General features: G+C 69.0%; 13 protein-coding genes. 10 read left to right on the top strand and 3 right to left on the bottom strand.

The features are described 5' to 3' along the window. Positions 1 to 1215, top strand: a complete 1215-nt coding sequence (queG, locus tag MKD38_RS03320; RefSeq protein WP_252674633.1) for a tRNA epoxyqueuosine(34) reductase QueG — start codon at positions 1 to 3, stop codon at positions 1213 to 1215. Between the two features lie 21 nt (positions 1216 to 1236). Here the strand turns inward: queG and MKD38_RS03325 are convergent, their stop codons facing one another. Continuing rightward, complete coding sequence (locus tag MKD38_RS03325; RefSeq protein ID WP_252674634.1) at positions 1237 to 2130, bottom strand: AEC family transporter; 894 nt, start codon at positions 2128 to 2130, stop codon at positions 1237 to 1239. Positions 2131 to 2286: 156 nt separating this feature from the next. Here MKD38_RS03325 and MKD38_RS03330 point away from each other — a divergent pair, with 156 nt between their 5' ends. The 6 genes from MKD38_RS03330 (at position 2287) to plsY (ending at position 6833) form a co-directional block, all read left to right on the top strand. Continuing rightward, entirely contained in the window at positions 2287 to 2994 is a 708-nt protein-coding gene (locus MKD38_RS03330) for a chalcone isomerase family protein (RefSeq protein WP_252674635.1), read from the top strand. A 103-nt stretch (positions 2995 to 3097) separates the two neighbouring features. After that, positions 3098 to 4066, top strand: a complete 969-nt coding sequence (locus MKD38_RS03335) for a tripartite tricarboxylate transporter substrate binding protein BugE (protein ID WP_252674636.1) — start codon at positions 3098 to 3100, stop codon at positions 4064 to 4066. Between the two features lie 104 nt (positions 4067 to 4170). Next, positions 4171 to 4650 (top strand): methylated-DNA--[protein]-cysteine S-methyltransferase, encoded by a 480-nt coding sequence (locus MKD38_RS03340; RefSeq protein ID WP_252674637.1) that lies wholly within the window; start codon positions 4171 to 4173, stop codon positions 4648 to 4650. Then, on the top strand, positions 4647 to 5585 hold the full coding sequence (gene xerD, locus MKD38_RS03345) for a site-specific tyrosine recombinase XerD (RefSeq protein WP_252674638.1): 939 nt from the start codon (positions 4647 to 4649) through the stop codon (positions 5583 to 5585). The genes MKD38_RS03340 and xerD overlap by 4 nt, the downstream gene beginning before the upstream one ends. Before the next feature lie 23 nt (positions 5586 to 5608). Next, positions 5609 to 6100, top strand: a complete 492-nt coding sequence (locus MKD38_RS03350; protein ID WP_252674639.1) for an aminoacyl-tRNA deacylase — start codon at positions 5609 to 5611, stop codon at positions 6098 to 6100. 124 nt (positions 6101 to 6224) lie between these two features. Continuing rightward, positions 6225 to 6833 (top strand): glycerol-3-phosphate 1-O-acyltransferase PlsY, encoded by a 609-nt coding sequence (gene plsY / locus MKD38_RS03355; RefSeq protein WP_111518543.1) that lies wholly within the window; start codon positions 6225 to 6227, stop codon positions 6831 to 6833. A 32-nt stretch (positions 6834 to 6865) separates the two neighbouring features. Here plsY and MKD38_RS03360 read toward each other — a convergent pair whose 3' ends face one another. Together MKD38_RS03360 and MKD38_RS03365 are read right to left on the bottom strand one after the other, a co-directional pair. After that, complete coding sequence (locus MKD38_RS03360) at positions 6866 to 8137, bottom strand: ATP-binding protein (protein WP_252674640.1); 1272 nt, start codon at positions 8135 to 8137, stop codon at positions 6866 to 6868. 71 nt (positions 8138 to 8208) lie between these two features. Continuing rightward, positions 8209 to 8952: a response regulator gene (locus MKD38_RS03365; protein ID WP_252674641.1), complete on the bottom strand. Its 744-nt coding sequence runs from the start codon at positions 8950 to 8952 to the stop codon at positions 8209 to 8211. A gap of 310 nt (positions 8953 to 9262) precedes the next feature. On the opposite strand from MKD38_RS03365, the gene MKD38_RS03370 reads away from it, so the two are divergent. From MKD38_RS03370 to MKD38_RS03380, 3 genes are read left to right on the top strand one after another with little or no spacing between them, the layout of a single operon-like run. Then, positions 9263 to 10717: an MdtA/MuxA family multidrug efflux RND transporter periplasmic adaptor subunit gene (locus MKD38_RS03370; protein ID WP_252674642.1), complete on the top strand. Its 1455-nt coding sequence runs from the start codon at positions 9263 to 9265 to the stop codon at positions 10715 to 10717. Positions 10718 to 10726: 9 nt separating this feature from the next. Further along, positions 10727 to 13849, top strand: coding sequence for an MdtB/MuxB family multidrug efflux RND transporter permease subunit (locus MKD38_RS03375; protein WP_252674643.1), 3123 nt, complete (start codon positions 10727 to 10729; stop codon positions 13847 to 13849). A 2-nt stretch (positions 13850 to 13851) separates the two neighbouring features. Continuing rightward, positions 13852 to 17148 (top strand): efflux RND transporter permease subunit, encoded by a 3297-nt coding sequence (locus MKD38_RS03380; RefSeq protein WP_252674644.1) that lies wholly within the window; start codon positions 13852 to 13854, stop codon positions 17146 to 17148. The last annotated feature ends 12 nt before the right edge of the window (positions 17149 to 17160 follow it).

Here is a 17160-nt window from a genome sequence, read left to right on the forward strand (position 1 = left end):
ATGATCGACCGAGTCGCCCCCGGGCAGGCGGATGCGCCGCCCACACCAGTACCAGACACCAGCGGCCACGCGGCCGCGGGCCCGGGGGAGCTTGCGGCGCTGGCCGAGTCGATCCGCGCATGGGGCGCGGCGCTGGGCTTTGCCTCAGTGCGCATCGCCGATGTCGACCTCGCGCACGCCGAGCCGGGACTGCTGGCATGGCTGGCGCAGGGCTACCACGGCGACATGGATTATATGGCCAACCACGGCCTGCGGCGCGCCCGTCCGGCCGAACTGGTGCCCGGCACGGTGCGCGCGATCGTGGCGCGCATGCCCTATGTCCCGGTCGCCGGCGCGCACGCGCAGGCCGCCGACTGGCGCCGCCACGAGCTGGCGCGCCTCGACGACCCGGCCACCGCGGTGGTGTCGCTGTACGCACGCGGACGCGACTACCACAAGGTGCTGCGCAGCCGCCTGCAGCAACTGGCCAGCCGGATCGAGGCCGAGATCGGCAAGTTCGGCTACCGCGTCTTTACCGATTCGGCCCCGGTGATGGAAGTGGCGCTGGCCAGCCAGGGCGGACTGGGCTGGCGCGGCAAGCATACGCTGCTGCTGGACCGCGACGGCGGCTCGATGTTCTTCCTCGGCGAGATCCTGGTCGACATCCCGCTGCCCACCGATCCGCCCGAGTCGGGCCATTGCGGCAGCTGCCACCGCTGCCTGGACATCTGCCCCACGCGCGCCATCGTCGCGCCCTATCGGCTCGATGCGCGCCGCTGCATTTCCTACCTCACCATCGAGCACAAGGGGGCGATCCCGGTGGAATTCCGCGCGCCGATGGGCAACCGCGTCTACGGCTGCGACGACTGCCAGCTGGCGTGCCCATGGAACAAGTTCGCGCACGTGGCCACGGTGCCGGACTTCGACGTGCGCAATGGCCTGGACGCACCCGACATGGTGGCGCTGTTCCAATGGACCGAAGCGGAATTCAACCAGCGCCTCGAGGGCAGCCCGATTCGCCGCATCGGCCATGAGCGCTGGCTGCGCAACCTGGCGGTGGGACTGGGCAACAGCCTGCGCACGGCACTGTCGGGCTCGCGCGCCGAGGACGCGGCACTGGCCGCGCGCATTCGCGGCGCACTGCTGGCGCGGCGCGAGACCGCCACCCCCATGGTGCAGGAACATATCGACTGGGCCCTGGCGCAAGGCGGCCCGCCGGCGCAACGGGCCGGCTGAACTCCCACCTTCCCGGTCAGCTCAGCTCACCAGCGCCAGCCACAGCGGCGTGGTGACGATCGCCGCCACCGTCATCAGCGAGATCGTCGCCGCCACCATCGGCCCGTTGCCGCCCATGCGCACGGCCAGGATGTAGGCGCTGGAGGCGGTCGGCAGCGAGGCGTACAGCACCACGATCTGGTATTGCAGCGCGGTCAGCGGCAGGTGCCGCCCCACCAGCCAGGCCACGCACGGCATCGCCAGCAGCTTGACCCCGGTCCACCACGCCACCGGCCCGGCGGTGCCGGTGGCGCCGCTCACCTGCAGCCCGGCGCCCACCGTCATCAGGCCCAGCGCGGTCGACGCCGAGCCCAGCCGGTTCAGCGTCATGCCCAGCACCTCGGGCGCGTGCAACCCCATCAGGTTGGTCGCCAGGCCGCCCGCGGTGGCCAGGATCAGCGGGTTGCGCGCCAGCTCCTTCCACAGCGCGGCCTGGCCATGCCGGGCCAGCGCCCACACCGCCGCCACGTTGCACAGCGGCACGGTGCAGCCGACGATCACCGCCATCAGCGCCAGCCCTTCGGACCCGCCCAGCCGCGCGGCCAGCGCCAGCCCGATATAGGAATTGAAGCGGAACGCGGTCTGCAGCCCCGAGGCAAAGCTGACCGGGTCCGGGCGCAGCACCCATTTGACGGCGTAGCCGCCGGCCAGGCCGGTGGCCAGCACCAGCAGCGCCAGCCCCAGCATGGCCGAAGTCGACGAGAAATCGAGCACCGCGGTATTGGTCGACTGCAGCAGCAGCGCCGGGAACAGCACGAAGTAGACCAGCCGCTCCACCCCGCCCCAGAAGGCGCGGTCGAAGGGGGAATAGCGCACCAGCAGCCAGCCGATCAGGATCAGGCTGAAGTCCGGGACCAGCAGGAGGGCGGAAGACATCTAGGGTTGTTGTTGTGGTGGCAGTGGCATGGCGCGGCACTGCCCGGGCAGCCGTCGCACAGAAACAGCGGCGGGAGAGATAACGGCAAAACCGCCGGAATGTGCAGACTAGGGCAGATACGGATAGGTATTCTTCCAGATTTCGGGCAGCATGGCATGCCAAGTTGTACGTCTGCCGCCATGTTGTCCCGCATCCGTTCCGCGCGCCTGCGCGTGGACACCCTCCTCCGCTCCCGACTCAGCCCTGGCCGCTGCCCTGGCTTCGGGCCGGGCCGCCGCCTGCGCCTGGCCGTCGTGCTGGCGGCGCTCGGCGCCGCGGCCGTGGTGCATGCCGTGCCGGGGCCGGCGCGCGCGGTCGAGATCGCCGGCGTGCGTTTCGACGACGCGGCGCGCGTGGGCGGCAAGGAACTGCAGCTCAATGGCGCGGCCCTGCGCACCGGCTTCCTGACCAAGGGCTACGTGGCCGCGCTGTACCTGGAGGAAAAGGCCCGCAACGCGGCCGTGGTACTCGGCACGCCGGGCGCCAAGCGGCTACAGTTACGCATCCTGCGCGAGACCGAACCGCCGGCGGTGGTGCGCGCGATCCGCCAGGGCATGCGCAACAACCACAGCGAGGCGCAGATGCAGGCGCTGGCGGCGCGGCTGGTACAGTTCGAGCGCACCCTGGGCGAGATCGGCACCGCGCACAAGGGCGATGTCATCAACCTGGATTTTTCCCCGCAAACGGGGACGGTCGTCGCCATCAACGGCACGCCGCGCGGCCGGCCGATTCCCGGCGAAGACTTTTACCAGGCCCTGCTGCGGGTGTTCCTGGGCGAACGCCCGGTCGACGCCGGCGTCAAGCGCGGCCTGCTGGGCGGCTGATCCAGATTACGCTGCCGGCGCACCGCCCGACCTGTGGCACTGCGACGGTTTTTTTGCTTCCGGGCGGCACCCTGCCCGGATTTCTGACGGGAGACATGATCTCATGCAAGCTGGCAAACTCGCACTGACCCTGGCCCTGGCGGCCGCCGCCACCGCGGCGCAAGCCCAGAGCTACCCCACCAAGCCGATCCGCCTGATCATTCCGTTCGCCCCCGGCGGCACCACCGACATCGTCGGCCGTGGCGCGGCGGACCAGATGAGCCGCATCCTGGGCCAGCCGGTGGTGGTGGAAAACCGCGCCGGCGGGGGCGGTTCGATCGGCGCCGACGCCATCGCCAAGGCCGCGCCGGACGGCTACACCATCGGCATCTCGACGGTCTCGACCATGGCCGTGAACCCGGCCTGCAACCCCAAGCTGTCGTACGACCCGATCAAGGACTTCAAGCCCATCACCAACCTGGCCAACGTGGCCAACGTGATCGCGGTGAACCCGAACTTCCCGGCCAAGGACTACAAGGAGTTCCTGGCCGTGCTGAAGGCCAACCCGGGCAAGTATTCGTACGCGTCGTCGGGCACCTGCGGCTTCGGCCACATGCTGGGCGAGCAGTTCAAGGTCTCGACCAAGACCTTCATGGTCCATATCCCGTACCGCGGCGCGGGCCCGGCACTGAACGACGTGCTGGCCGGCCAGGTGCCGATCATGGTCGACAACCTGCCGTCGTCGATGCCCTACATCAAGGCCAACAAGCTGCGACCGATCGTGGTGGCCTGGAACAAGCGCCTGGAGTCGCTGCCCAATGTGCCGACCTTCGCCGAAATGGGCCTGAAGGAGCCGAACGATCCGGCCTGGTACGGCCTGGTGGCGCCGGCCGGCACGCCTGACGACGTCATCAAGAAGCTCAACGAAGCCGCGGTCAAGGCCCTGCAGGACAAGGACTTCCAGCAGCGCCTGCGCACCGCCGGCGCCGAGCCGTCGGGCAATACGCCGGCGCAGCACGCGGCCGAGATCAAGAAGGAATTCGACAAGATGAAGAACCTGGTCAAGGTGCAGAACATCAAGCTGGAGCAGTAATCCGGCCGGTGTGACACCAACCGCCAAAGGCCGCCGCAAGGCGGCCTTTTTTCTAGCCCCGCCAAAAAGCACTAAAATCCAGCATTCGCCCCAGCCTGACCGCCATGCCCGCACCCTACGACGCCATCCTTACCGCCCCGTTCGGCAAGATCGGCGTGCGCACGGACGGCGCGCGCATCCGGGCCATCGTGTATCTTCCCGGGCACGTCGAGGCGCTTGGCCCGGCCGATGCGCTGACGCAGCGGCTCGCGGCGCAACTGGCGGCCTATTACGACGATCCCGACAGCGCCTTCGACGTGCCGCTGGCCGCCGCCGGCAGCGCCTTCCAGCAGCGCGTGTGGCAGGCCATCTGCGCCGTGCCGCGCGGCGCCACCACCACCTACGGCACCATCGCCGAAGCCATCGGCGCGATGCCGCGCGCGGTCGGCCAGGCCTGCGGGCAGAACCCGTTCCCGATCCTGGTGCCCTGCCATCGCGTGGTCTCGGCGCGCGGCATCGGCGGGTTCTCGCACCATGCCGAAGACGGCTTTTACCTCGACGTCAAACGCTGGCTGCTGCGCCATGAGGGCGCCATGCTGATATGAGCGGCGCCCCGGCGGCAGCCGAGCTCACCGCCGTCGCCAGCGCTGCCGACGCGGCCCTGGTCAGCCGCTTCTGCGACGCGCTGTGGCTGGAAGACGGGCTCTCGCGCAACACCATCGATGCCTACCGGCGCGACCTGACGCTGCTGGCGCGCTGGCTGCAGCACGAGCAGCGCGGCGAATTGCTGGACGCTGACGACGGCGCGCTGTCGGCGTACTTCAGCGCGCGCCATACGCAGACCCGCGCCTCGTCGGCCAACCGGCGCCTGGCGGTGTTCCGCCGCTTCTACCAGTGGGCGCTGCGCGAGCACCTGGTGCAGACCGACCCCTGCCTGCTGCTGCGCCCCGCCAAGCAGCCGCCGCGCTACCCCAAGACCCTGACCGAGGCCCAGGTCGACGCGCTGCTGGAGGCGCCCGACACCGCCACGCCGCTGGGACTGCGCGACCGCACCATGCTCGAGCTGATGTACGCCAGCGGCTTGCGCGTATCGGAACTGACCCAGATGAAGACCGTCGAGATCGGCCTGAACGAAGGCGTCGCGCGCGTGGTCGGCGGCAAGGGCGACAAGGAGCGCCTGGTGCCGTTCGGCCAGCAGGCCGGCGACTGGCTGCGGCGCTACCTGGCCGGCGCGCGTCCGGTGCTGCTGGCCGGGCGTGCCTGCGACGCGCTGTTCGTCACGCAGCGCGGCGAAGGCATGACGCGGCAGGCGTTCTGGCACCTGATCAAGCGCCATGCGCGCGATGCCGGCGTGCATGCCCCGCTGTCGCCGCACACGCTGCGCCATGCCTTCGCCACGCACCTGCTCAACCACGGCGCCGACCTGCGCGTGGTGCAGCTGCTGCTGGGACACGCCGACATCTCTACCACCCAGATCTATACCCACGTCGCCCGCGAGCGCCTGCGCGAGCTGCACCAGCAGCACCATCCGCGCGGCTGAACGCCAGGGCGGCGGCCACTGTCATGAGCAAATCCAGGCACGTTTCTGAAACCCCCGCCACGCAAGCGCTGCGCAAGCACGGCGTGGCCTTCGGCGAGCACCCCTATGACTATGTCGATCACGGCGGCACCGGCGAATCCGCGCGCCAGCTGGGCGTGCCCGAGCATGACGTGATCAAGACCCTGATCATGGAAGACGAGCGCACGCAGCCGCTGGTGGTGCTGATGCACGGCGACTGCTCGGTCTCGACCAAGAACCTGGCGCGCCAGACCGGGCGCAAGAGCGTGCAGCCGTGCAAGCCCGAGGTGGCGCAGCGGCACAGCGGCTACCTGGTGGGCGGCACCTCGCCGTTCGGCACCAGGAAGCGCATGCCGGTGTACGTGGAAGCGACCGTGCTGGAACTGGCGCGCATCTATATCAACGGCGGGCGCCGCGGCTACCTGGTCAGCCTGGATCCGAAGCTGCTGCCGGCGCTGCTGGACGCCCAGCCGGTGCAGTGCGCGCTGCCGGACTGACCTTGCCGGCCGCGTGGCGCTGCTTCAGGTCGAAGCAAGCCTCCACGCCAATCCGGGAAGTCAACGTCGTGGCGAGGCCCCTGCCGCGCTACAATCGCGCCAGCCTGAAAACATCCCACTCCACATGGCCAATCTGCTTTTTGCCCTTGCCGCCTACCTGATCGGCTCCGTTTCCTTCGCTGTGGTCGTCAGCAAGCTGATGGGGCTGCCGGACCCGCATTCCTACGGCTCGGGCAACCCCGGCGCCACCAACGTGCTGCGCACCGGCAACAAGAAGGCGGCGATCCTGACGCTGATCGGCGATGCCCTGAAGGGCTGGCTGGCGGTCTGGCTGGCGGCGCGCTTCGGCCCGGCGCACGGCCTCACCGACACCGGCCTGGCCATGGTGGCGCTGGCGGTGTTCCTGGGCCACCTGTTCCCCGTGTTCCACCGCTTCGCCGGCGGCAAGGGCGTGGCCACCGCGGCCGGCATCCTGCTGGCGATCAACCCCATTCTCGGCCTGGGCACGCTGGCCACCTGGCTGATCATCGCCTTCTTCTTCCGCTATTCGTCGCTGGCGGCGCTGGTGGCGGCGATCTTCGCGCCGTTCTTCCACGTGCTGATGAACGGCGTCGACGTGATGGCCGGCGCGATCTTCGCCATCAGCGTGCTGCTGATCGCGCGGCATCGGCAGAACATTGCCAAGCTGCTGGCGGGGAAGGAAAGCCGGATCGGGGAGAAGAAGAAGGTTTGAAGGAAGCGGGAGAGAGAGTACACCAGCGGTCATCAGACCGTAGCCGCTCCAAACAGCATCTCCACCCGCAGCCCGCCCCCCTCGGCATTCACCAGGTTCAGCTTCCCCCCCGCCTGCCGCACCAGCCGGTCCACGATCGCCAGCCCCAGCCCGGAATGCGCATTGCCGCCGCGCGCCGGGTCCAGCCGTACGAACGGCAGCGTGGCGCGTTCCTTGTCGTGGTCGGGAATGCCGTCGCCCTGGTCTTCCACCACCAGCATGTAGCCGTGCGGCGTGCGCGTGGTCGCGATGCAGACCGGCGGCTTGCCATAGGCGTAGGCGTTGTCGACCAGGTTGCCGACGATGCGGTCCAGCTGCGTGGCGATCATGCGGAAGCCCTCGCCCGCGCCCAGCGACAACACCACCTGGCGCTCCTGCTCGGCCAGCGAGGCCGCCAGCTCGTTGACGCGCCGGTCCACCGGCACTGGCCGCGCGGTCGACTCGCTGGTCTGCGCGAAGCTCAGGAACTGCTCGACGATGGCGGCCATCGAATCGACATCGCGCGTGACCCCCGCGGCGGCCTTGGGATCGGCCAGCATCTCGGCGCGCAGGCGCAGCCGCGCCAGCGGCGTCTTCAGGTCGTGGGCGATGCCGGCCAGCATGGTGTTGCGTTCCTGGTCGATGCGCGCGAGGTCGGCCACCATGCGGTTGAAGCGCTCGATCAGCTGGCGCAGCTCATGCGGGCCGCGCTCGCGCAGCGGCGGCACGGCGTGCTGGCGCGACAGCAGCGCGGCCGCGTTGGCCATGTCGCGCACCGGGCGCTGGATCTGCCACGCGATCAGCACGGCGAACACGATCGCCACGCCCACCACCAGCATCACCCCCGGCACCAGCCGGTTGTCCGGCGGCGGGTTGTGGACCCACAGGATCGGCATCGCGATCCAGTCGGCGCGGCTCGGCAGCTTGATCCAGATGCGCGGCGTGGTTTCGTCCTCCAGCCGGATCTCGGTGCCCTGCGGCAGCCGGCTGATGAACTGCTCCACCAGCCGGCGCGAGCGGCCGCCCTTGGGTGCGGTGGCGTGCTCGTCGGCATCGGCGGTGTTGGCGGTTTCCACCAGGCTGGGCAGCTTCGCCGGAGGCCGCGCATCGAGCGCGCGCTCGATGCTGTCGAGCTGGAACAGCATCTGCTCCACCGAATAGTCGACCTGCTGCTGGCGCCGGTCCATGCGCAGGATGGCCAGCCACGAGAAATGGCTGATCACCAGCACCGCGGCGATCAGCAGCGCAATGCGGCCGAACAGGGTATCGATACGTCGCAACTTCATCGGGAAGCAGTCCTGGTGGCGCCGGTGGCTATTCGGGGCGCCGGCGGCGCCGGCGCGGGGCCGGCGCCGGGTTATTCAGGGAGGCCCGCCGGAATCTCTTCCGCTTCGTCGGGCACGAAGGTGTAGCCGCGGCCGCGCACGGTCTGGATATAGCGCGGGCGCTGCGCATCCTCGTCCAGCAGCCGGCGCAGGCGCCAGATCTGCACGTCGATGCCGCGGTCGCTGATGCCGCTGGCGCTGCCGTACATCAGCTCGACGATGCGCTCGCGCGACAGCACTTCAAGCGGATGCATCAGCAGCAGCTTGAGCAGCGCGAATTCGGTATCGCTGATCGACAGCGGCTGGCCGGCACGCGCCAGCGTGCGCTGGCGGAAGTTGACGCGGAACGGGCCGAAGGCGACCGACTCGCGGTCCTCGGGCGCCGCCGCCGGGCGCGCCAGCTTGCGGCGCAGCACGGCGTTGATGCGCGCCAGCAGCTCGCGCGGCGAGAATGGCTTGCCGAGATAGTCGTCGGCGCCGATCTCGAGGCCGACGATGCGGTCGATTTCGTCGCTGCGGGCGGTAAGCAGGATCACCGGGATATCGTCGTTCCTGGCGCGCAGGTTGCGCAGCGCGGTCAGGCCGTCGACCTTGGGCATCATCAGGTCCAGCACGATCAGCGCCGGCCGCTCGCGCTCCAGGCGCGCCTGCAGGCCGTCGCCGTCATGCATCACCGAAACCGCGAAGCCCTGCTGGGTCAGGTACTCGCGCAGCAGGTCGCGCAGTTCGGGATCGTCGTCGACGACAAGGATCTGGGTAGGCTGGTTCGTTCGCATAGGCACATGATAGTCAGCCCGGGCGGCGCACACGCCAGATCGGCCGGGCGGTATTGTTTCCGGAGGTTACACCCGGGCCGCTGGTAATCCTCTGTAATAAAAGTGCGGGGCGCCGAAATACGGGCGTCCGCGCCCGCACATTATCCTTGCCGCATGACTTGCCGTCAGCGCCGCCCCATGCGCGCTGCACGGCACGCGCCGGCACGCCGGCGGCCCGCAGGCGCCCATGGCGATGCGGCATACTGCGGCATCGTCACTTGCCAGCAGAACACGACGGTGCGCCGCGCGCACCGTTCCCAGGATTGCGGACATGTCCAACCCCGAACCAGGCCAACCTAACCCCTCCCCCTCCCCGTCTTCGCGCCCGCCGCGCCGAAACCGGCACCGGCTCTATGCCGGGCTGCTGGTGCTGCTGCTGGCCGCGGGCGGCTGGTACTGGTATGCGCACCGCGGCGACGCGCCCCAAGGCGTCGCGGCAGGCCCGGGCGGTGCCCGCGGACCCGCCGCGGCTGGACCTGGCGGCCCGGGCGGGCGCGCGGGCATGCCGCGCTCTCCCGTGGTGGTCGCCGCCGTGGTCCAGCGCGACATGGACGTGGTCCTGAACGGGCTCGGCAACGTCACCCCGGTCTCGAACGTGACCGTGCGCGCGCAGGTGTCCGGGCCGCTGCTCAAGGTGCTGTTCAAGGAAGGCCAGATGGTCAAGGCCGGCGACGTGCTGGCCGAGATCGACCCGCGCCCGTTCCAGGCCGCGCTCGACCAGGCCGTGGGCCAGCTGGCGCGCGACCAGGCGCTGCTGCAGAACGCAAGGCTGGACCAGCAGCGCTACCGCACACTGCTGGGCCAGGATTCGATCTCCAAGCAGCAGGTCGATACCCAGGACGCACTGGTGCGCCAGTACGAGGGCGTGGTCAAGACCGACCAGGGCAACGTCGCCAACGCGCGCCTGCAATTGGGCTACACCCGGATCGTGGCGCCGGTGTCGGGCCGCATCGGCCTGCGCCAGGTCGATCCCGGCAATATCGTCAATACCGGCGACACCAACGGCATCGCGCTGATCACGCAGATCCAGCCGATCGCGGTGATGTACACCATCCCCGAGGACAACCTGCCGTCGGTGCTGAAAAAGCTCAACGCCGGCGAAAAGCTGCCGGTGCAGGCCTGGGACCGCCAGGTGCGCAACCAGCTCGGCGAAGGCACGCTGCTGACCACCGACAACCAGATCGACACCACCACCGGCACGGTCAAGCTCAAGGCGGTCTTCCCCAATGCCGACGGCATGCTGTTTCCCAACCAGTTCGTCAACGTGCGCACACGCGTCGATACGCTCCGGGACGCCACCGTGATTCCGGTGGCGGCGATCCAGCGCGGCCAGCAGGGCACCTTCGTCTATACCGTCGACGAAGCCAGCCAGGTCAAGGTGCAGGTGATCGAGCTGGGCCCCGGCGACGGCACCCGTAGCGCGGTGCTCAAGGGGCTCGAGCCCGGCCAGCGCGTGGTGGTCGACGGCGCCGACCGGCTCAAGGAAGGCATGACGGTCGAAACCGTCGACCCGGCCGCGCGCGCCGCCGCGGTGGTGCCGGCCAGCCAGCCGCGCGCGCGCGGACGGCGCCATCGCGATGGTGCTGGCGGTGTCGGCGGTGCCAGCGGCGCGCAGGCCGATGCCGGCGCTGCAGGCGCTGCAAGCGCCTCGGCACCGCAAGCCGAACGCCGTCGCCACCGCGAAGCCGGCGCCAGCGCACCAACCGCGCGCGCGCCGCAGCCGTAAGGACGCCGCATGAACCCGTCCCGCCTCTTCATCGAGCGCCCGGTCGCCACGGCGCTGCTGATGCTGGCTATCCTGCTGTCCGGGCTGGTGGCCTACCGGCTGCTGCCGCTGTCGGCGCTGCCCGAGGTCGACTATCCCACCATCCAGGTCACCACGCTGTACCCCGGCGCCAGCCCGGACGTGATGACCTCGTCGGTGACCGCGCCGCTGGAGCGCCAGTTCGGCCAGATGCCGGGCCTGAAGCAGATGTCGTCGTCCTCGTCAGGGGGGGCGTCGGTGATCACGCTGCAGTTCGAGCTGACGCTGCCGCTGGACGTGGCCGAGCAGGAGGTGCAGGCCGCGATCAATGCCGGCAGCAACCTGCTGCCGTCGGACCTGCCGATGCCGCCGGTCTACAGCAAGGTCAACCCGGCCGACGCGCCGATCATGACCATCGCCATGACCTCCGACACCATGCCGCTGCCCAAGCTGCAGGACATGGTGGATACGCGCGTGGCGCAGAAGATCTCGCAGATCCAGGGCGTGGGCCTGGTCACCATCAGCGGCGGCCAGCGCCCCGCGGTGCGGATCCAGGCCAACCCGGCCGCGCTGGCGTCGCTGGGCATGTCGATCGACGACCTGCGCACCGCCATCGGCGCGTCCAACGTCAACGGCGCCAAGGGCAGCTTCGACGGCCCGCAGCGCGCCTCCACCATCGACGCCAACGACCAGCTGCGCTCGGCGGACGAGTACCGCCAGATCATCCTGGGCTACAAGAACGGCGCGCCGATCCGCATCACCGACGTGGCCGAGATCGTGGACGGCCCCGAGAACAGCCGGCTGGCCGCATGGGCCAACGACAAGCCCGCGATCGTGCTGAACATCCAGCGCCAGCCCGGCGCCAACGTGATCGAGGTGGTCGACCGCATCAAGGCGCTGCTGCCGCAGCTGCAGAACGCGCTGCCGGCATCGGTGCACGTGCAGCTGCTGACCGACCGCACCACCACCATCCGCGCCTCGGTCGATGACGTGCAGTTCGAGCTGCTGCTGGCGATCGCGCTGGTGGTGCTGGTGATCTTCCTGTTCCTGCGCAATATCCCCGCCACCATCATCCCCGGCGTGGCGGTGCCGCTGTCGCTGGTGGGCACGTTCGGGGTCATGTACCTGGCCGGGTTCTCGATCAACAACCTGACGCTGATGGCGCTGACCATTGCCACCGGCTTCGTGGTCGACGATGCGATCGTGATGATCGAGAACATCATGCGCTACATCGAGAAAGGCGATTCGCCGATGCAGGCGGCGCTGAAGGGCTCCAGGCAGATTGGCTTCACCATCATCTCGCTGACCTTCTCGCTGGTGGCCGTGCTGATCCCGCTGCTGTTCATGGGCGACGTGGTCGGCCGGCTGTTCCGCGAGTTCGCGATCACGCTGGCGGTGTCGATCCTGATCTCGGCGGTGGTGTCGCTGACGCTCACGCCGATGATGTGCGCGCGGCTGCTGCATCATGTGCCGGAAGAGAAGCTGTCGCGCTTCCACCGCGCCACCGGCCGCTTCTTCGACAACGTGATCGAGCGCTACGGGCGCGGCCTGGAATGGGTGCTCGATCGCCAGAAGGCAACGCTGGTGGTGGCGGTGGCCACGCTGGCGCTGACGGTGCTGCTGTACCTGCTGGTGCCCAAGGGCTTCTTCCCGGTGCAGGACACCGGCGTGATCCAGGGCATCACCGAAGCCGCGCAGACCACCTCGTTCGGCGCCATGGCGCGCAAGCAGGAAGCCGTGGCCAAGGTGGTGATGCAGGATCCGGCGGTGGCCAGCCTGTCGTCGTTCATCGGCGTGGACGGCACCAACGCCACGCTCAATGCCGGGCGCATGCTGATCAACCTCAAGCCCAAGGACGAGCGCGATCCGATCGACGTGGTGACGCAGCGGCTGCAGCAAGCGGTGCACGACCTCGGCGGCGTGTCGCTGTTCACGCAGCCGGTGCAGGACCTGACCATCGAGGACAAGGTCTCGCGCACGCAGTACCAGTTCACGGTCGAAGATCCCGATCCCCAGACGCTGGCGACGTGGGTGCCGAAGCTGGTGGAGCGCCTGCGCCAGGAGCCGGAGCTGCGCGATGTCACCAGCGACCAGCAGAACAACGGCCTGCGCGCCTATGTCGATATCGACCGCGACGCCGCGGCGCGCTTCGGCATCACCACCGCGGTGATCGACAGCGCGCTGTACAGCGCCTTCGGCCAGCGGCTGGTGTCGACCATCTTCACGCAGTCGAGCCAGTACCGCGTGGTGCTGGAGACCATGCCGGAATTCCGTACCAGCCCGCAATCGCTGGCCGAGCTGCGCCTGCCCTCCTCGTCCGGCGGACAGGTGCCGCTGGGCGCGTTCGCGCGCATCACCGAGCGCACCGGGCCGCTGGTGATCAACCACCAGGGCCAGTTCCCGGCGGCGACGATCTCGTTCAACCTGGCGCCGGGCGCATCGCTGGGCGCGGCGGTCGACAAGATCACCCGGGTCGAGCAGGAACTGGGGCTGCCGATCTCGATGCAGACCAGCTTCCAGGGCGCGGCGCTGGCGTTCCGCGCGTCGCTGTCGAACACGCTGTGGCTGATCCTGGCCGCGGTGGTGACCATGTATATCGTGCTGGGGGTGCTGTATGAAAGCACCATCCACCCGGTCACGATCCTGTCGACGCTGCCGTCGGCCGGCGTCGGCGCGCTGCTGGCGCTGCTGGTGGCGGGGATGGACCTGGGCATCATCGCCATCATCGGCATCATCCTGCTGATCGGTATCGTCAAGAAGAACGCGATCATGATGATCGACTTCGCGCTCGAGGCCGAGCGCGAAGGCGGCATGAATCCGCGCGACGCGATCTTCCAGGCCTGCCTGCTGCGCTTCCGCCCGATCCTGATGACCACCATGGCGGCGCTGCTGGCGGCGCTGCCGCTGATGCTGGGCTCCGGCATCGGCAGCGAGCTGCGCCGGCCGCTGGGCGTGACCATGGTCGGCGGCCTGCTGCTCAGCCAGGTGCTGACGCTGTTCACCACGCCGGTGATCTACCTGGCCTTCGACCGCGTGGCGACGCGCGTGAAGGGCTGGCGCAAGCGCCGCTTCGGCGATCCGGAGGAAGGCGGCACGGGCGAGGAGCCGGTCTGAGCATGAATCTCTCGGCTGCCTTTATCCATCGCCCGGTCGCGACCGCGCTGCTCACGCTCGGCATTTTGCTGGCGGGGCTCGCGGCGCTGCGGCTGCTGCCGGTGTCGCCGCTGCCGCAGGTGGACTTCCCCACCATCTCGGTGTCGGCGTCGCTGCCCGGCGCCAGCCCCGAAACCATGGCCGCCACCGTGGCGACGCCGCTGGAGCGCGCGCTCGGCACCATCGCCGGCGTGACCGAGATCACCTCCAGCAGCTCGCTCGGCTCGACCCGCGTGACGCTGCAGTTCGACCTGTCGCGCGATATCGACGGCGCCGCGCGCGACGTGCAGGCCGCCATCAACGCCTCGCGCGCGACGCTGCCGACCAGCCTGCCCAACAACCCGACCTACCGCAAGGTCAACCCCGCCGACGCGCCGATCATGATCATCGCGCTGACCTCGCCGACCATGACGCGCGGGCAGCTCTACGATGCGGCCTCGACCATCCTGGCGCAGAAGCTGTCGCAGGTCGAGGGCGTGGGCCAGGTCACCATCGGCGGCGCGTCGCTGCCGGCGGTGCGGGTCGAACTGAACCCGACCGCGCTGAACAACTACGGCATCTCGCTCGAGGACGTGCGCAATACCATCAGCGCGACCAATGCCAACCGGCCGCTGGGCACGCTGGAGAACGCCAGCAACAACTGGCAGGTCTACGCCAACGACCAGGCGATGAAGGCGGAAGACTACATGCCGCTGATCATCCGCTACGCCACGCCGGGCACGTACTCGTCGGCGTCGGCGGGCGCGCTGATCGCCAGCACCGCCAACGCCACCGCCAGCGGCGGCGTCAGCACCAAGGTGGTCAACGGCGTCACCGTGACCACGCTGACCACCAGCAGCGGCACCACCACCATCACCAGCGGTGCCACCGGCGGCACCAGCGCCACCAGCGGCCCCAATTCGTTCGCGGTGCCGGTGCGGCTGCGCGACGTCGCCAACGTGGTCGATTCGGTGCAGGACATCCGCAACGCCGGCTCTGCCAACGGCAAGCCGTCGGTGCTGCTGGTGCTGAACCGCTCGCCCGGCGCCAACATCATCGAGACCGTCGACCGCGTCAACGAAATACTGCCGCAGCTGCAGAAGATGATCCCCGCGGCGATCTCGATGGACGTGATGATGGACCGCACGCCCACCATCCGCGCCTCGCTGCGCGAGGTCGAGCACACGCTGATGATCTCGGTGGCGCTGGTGATCATGGTGGTGTTCGTGTTCCTGCGCAACGTGCGCGCCACCCTGATTCCCAGCGTGGCGGTGCCGGTATCGCTGATCGGCACGTTCTCGGTGATGTACCTGGCCGGTTTCTCGCTGAACAACCTGTCGCTGATGGCGCTGACCATCGCCACCGGCTTCGTTGTCGACGATGCCATCGTGGTGCTGGAGAACATCTCGCGCCATATCGAGGAAGGCATGAAGCCGCTGGCGGCGGCGCTGCGCGGCGCGCGCGAGGTCGGCTTCACGGTGCTGTCGATGAGCCTGTCGCTGATCGCAGTGTTCATTCCGCTGCTGATGATGGGCGGCATCGTCGGGCGGCTGTTCCAGGAATTCGCGATCACGCTGTCGGTGGCGATCCTGGTGTCGCTGGTGGTCTCGCTGACCACCACGCCGATGATGTGCGCGCGCATGCTGCGGCCGGTGGAACCGGAACGGCAGGGACGCTTCTTCCGCGCCACCGAGCGCATGTTCCAGTGGCTGCATGACGGCTATGCGCGTTCGCTGGCGACCGCGCTGCGGCTGAGTCCGCTGGTGTGGCTGGTGCTGCTCGCCACCATCGCGCTCAACGTGTACCTGTATGTGATCGTGCCCAAGGGCTTTTTCCCGCAGCAGGACACCGGACGGCTGATCGGCTTTATCCGCGCCGACCAGGCGACCTCGTTCCAGGCCATGCGCGGCAAGCTCGACAGCTTCATCAAGATCGTGCAGTCGGACCCGGCGGTGGAGAACGTGACCGGCTTTACCGGCGGCTCGCAGCGCAATACCGGGCAGATGTTCGTCACGCTCAAGCCACTGGCGCAGCGCGAATCGGCCGACACCATCATTGCGCGGCTGCGCGACAAGCTGGCCAAGGAACCGGGCGCGAGGCTCTTCCTGCAATCGGTGCAGGACATCCGCGTCGGGGGGCGCCAGAGCAGCTCGCAGTACCAGTTCACGCTGCAGTCCGACGACCTGGAGGTGCTGCGCGCGTGGGAGCCCAAGGTGCGCGCGGCGCTGTCCAACCTGAAGGGGCTGGAGGATATCGACACCGACACCAACGACAAGGGCCTGCAGACCTCGGTGATCATCGACCGCGACGCGGCCTCGCGCCTGGGCGTGACCGCGCAGCAGGTCGATGCGGTGCTGAACGATGCCTTCGGCCAGCGGCTGGTGTCGACCATCTACCATCCGCTGAACCAGTACCGGGTGGTGATGGAGCTGAGTCAGGAATACCTGCAGGGGCCCGATGCGCTCAAGGACATCTATGTGGTCACCGGCAACGGCAACCGCGTGCCGCTGGCCGCGTTCGCGCGCGTGACGCCCAGCAGCACGCCGCTGGGCGTGAACCACCAGGGCCAGTTCGCGGCGTCGACGATCTCGTTCAACCTGGCCGAAGGGACTTCGCTGTCGCAGGCGACCGACGCCATCAACCGCGAGATGGCGCGCATCGGCGCCCCGGAGACCCTGCGCGCCAACTTCCAGGGTGGCGCCAAGGCGTTCCAGGACTCGCTCAAGAGCCAGCCCATCCTGATCCTGGCGGCGCTGGTCACGATCTATATCGTGCTGGGCGTGCTGTACGAGAGCTACGTGCACCCGCTGACGATCCTGTCGACGCTGCCGTCGGCCGGCGTGGGCGCGCTGCTGGCGCTGCTGGCCTCGAAGACCGACTTCAGCATCATCGCGCTGATCGGCGTGATCCTGCTGATCGGCATCGTCAAGAAGAACGCGATCATGATGATCGACTTCGCCATCGACGCCGAGCGGCGCGAGGGGCTGTCGCCGCGCGACGCCATCTACCGCGCCTGCCTGCTGCGCTTCCGCCCGATCCTGATGACCACCATGGCCGCGCTGCTGGGCGCGGTGCCGCTGGCGCTGGGCCGAGGCGACGGCGCCGAGCTGCGCGCGCCGCTGGGCATTTCCATTGTCGGCGGGCTGGTGGTGAGCCAGCTGCTGACGCTGTACACCACGCCGGTGGTCTACCTGACGCTGGACCGCTGGCGCCTCAGGATGAAGGCCTGGCGCCAGCGCCGCCGCGGCGCCGACACACCCGACCAGCCGGCCGCCGTCTAGTTTTGCAGTAAT

Source organism: Cupriavidus sp. WGlv3, from assembly GCF_023952475.1.
Taxonomy (GTDB): domain Bacteria; phylum Pseudomonadota; class Gammaproteobacteria; order Burkholderiales; family Burkholderiaceae; genus Cupriavidus; species Cupriavidus phytorum.

Bases quoted from the DNA above. Each gene is read 5' to 3' on its own strand.
- queG (WP_252674633.1), top strand. From the start codon at position 1: ATGATCGACCGAGTCGCCCCCGGGCAGGCGGATGCGCCGCCCACACCA.
- MKD38_RS03325 (WP_252674634.1), bottom strand. From the start codon at position 2,130: ATGTCTTCCGCCCTCCTGCTGGTCCCGGACTTCAGCCTGATCCTGATC.
- MKD38_RS03330 (WP_252674635.1), top strand. From the start codon at position 2,287: ATGCCAAGTTGTACGTCTGCCGCCATGTTGTCCCGCATCCGTTCCGCG.
- MKD38_RS03335 (WP_252674636.1), top strand. From the start codon at position 3,098: ATGCAAGCTGGCAAACTCGCACTGACCCTGGCCCTGGCGGCCGCCGCC.
- MKD38_RS03340 (WP_252674637.1), top strand. From the start codon at position 4,171: ATGCCCGCACCCTACGACGCCATCCTTACCGCCCCGTTCGGCAAGATC.
- xerD (WP_252674638.1), top strand. From the start codon at position 4,647: ATGAGCGGCGCCCCGGCGGCAGCCGAGCTCACCGCCGTCGCCAGCGCT.
- MKD38_RS03350 (WP_252674639.1), top strand. From the start codon at position 5,609: ATGAGCAAATCCAGGCACGTTTCTGAAACCCCCGCCACGCAAGCGCTG.
- plsY (WP_111518543.1), top strand. From the start codon at position 6,225: ATGGCCAATCTGCTTTTTGCCCTTGCCGCCTACCTGATCGGCTCCGTT.
- MKD38_RS03360 (WP_252674640.1), bottom strand. From the start codon at position 8,137: ATGAAGTTGCGACGTATCGATACCCTGTTCGGCCGCATTGCGCTGCTG.
- MKD38_RS03365 (WP_252674641.1), bottom strand. From the start codon at position 8,952: ATGCGAACGAACCAGCCTACCCAGATCCTTGTCGTCGACGACGATCCC.
- MKD38_RS03370 (WP_252674642.1), top strand. From the start codon at position 9,263: ATGTCCAACCCCGAACCAGGCCAACCTAACCCCTCCCCCTCCCCGTCT.
- MKD38_RS03375 (WP_252674643.1), top strand. From the start codon at position 10,727: ATGAACCCGTCCCGCCTCTTCATCGAGCGCCCGGTCGCCACGGCGCTG.
- MKD38_RS03380 (WP_252674644.1), top strand. From the start codon at position 13,852: ATGAATCTCTCGGCTGCCTTTATCCATCGCCCGGTCGCGACCGCGCTG.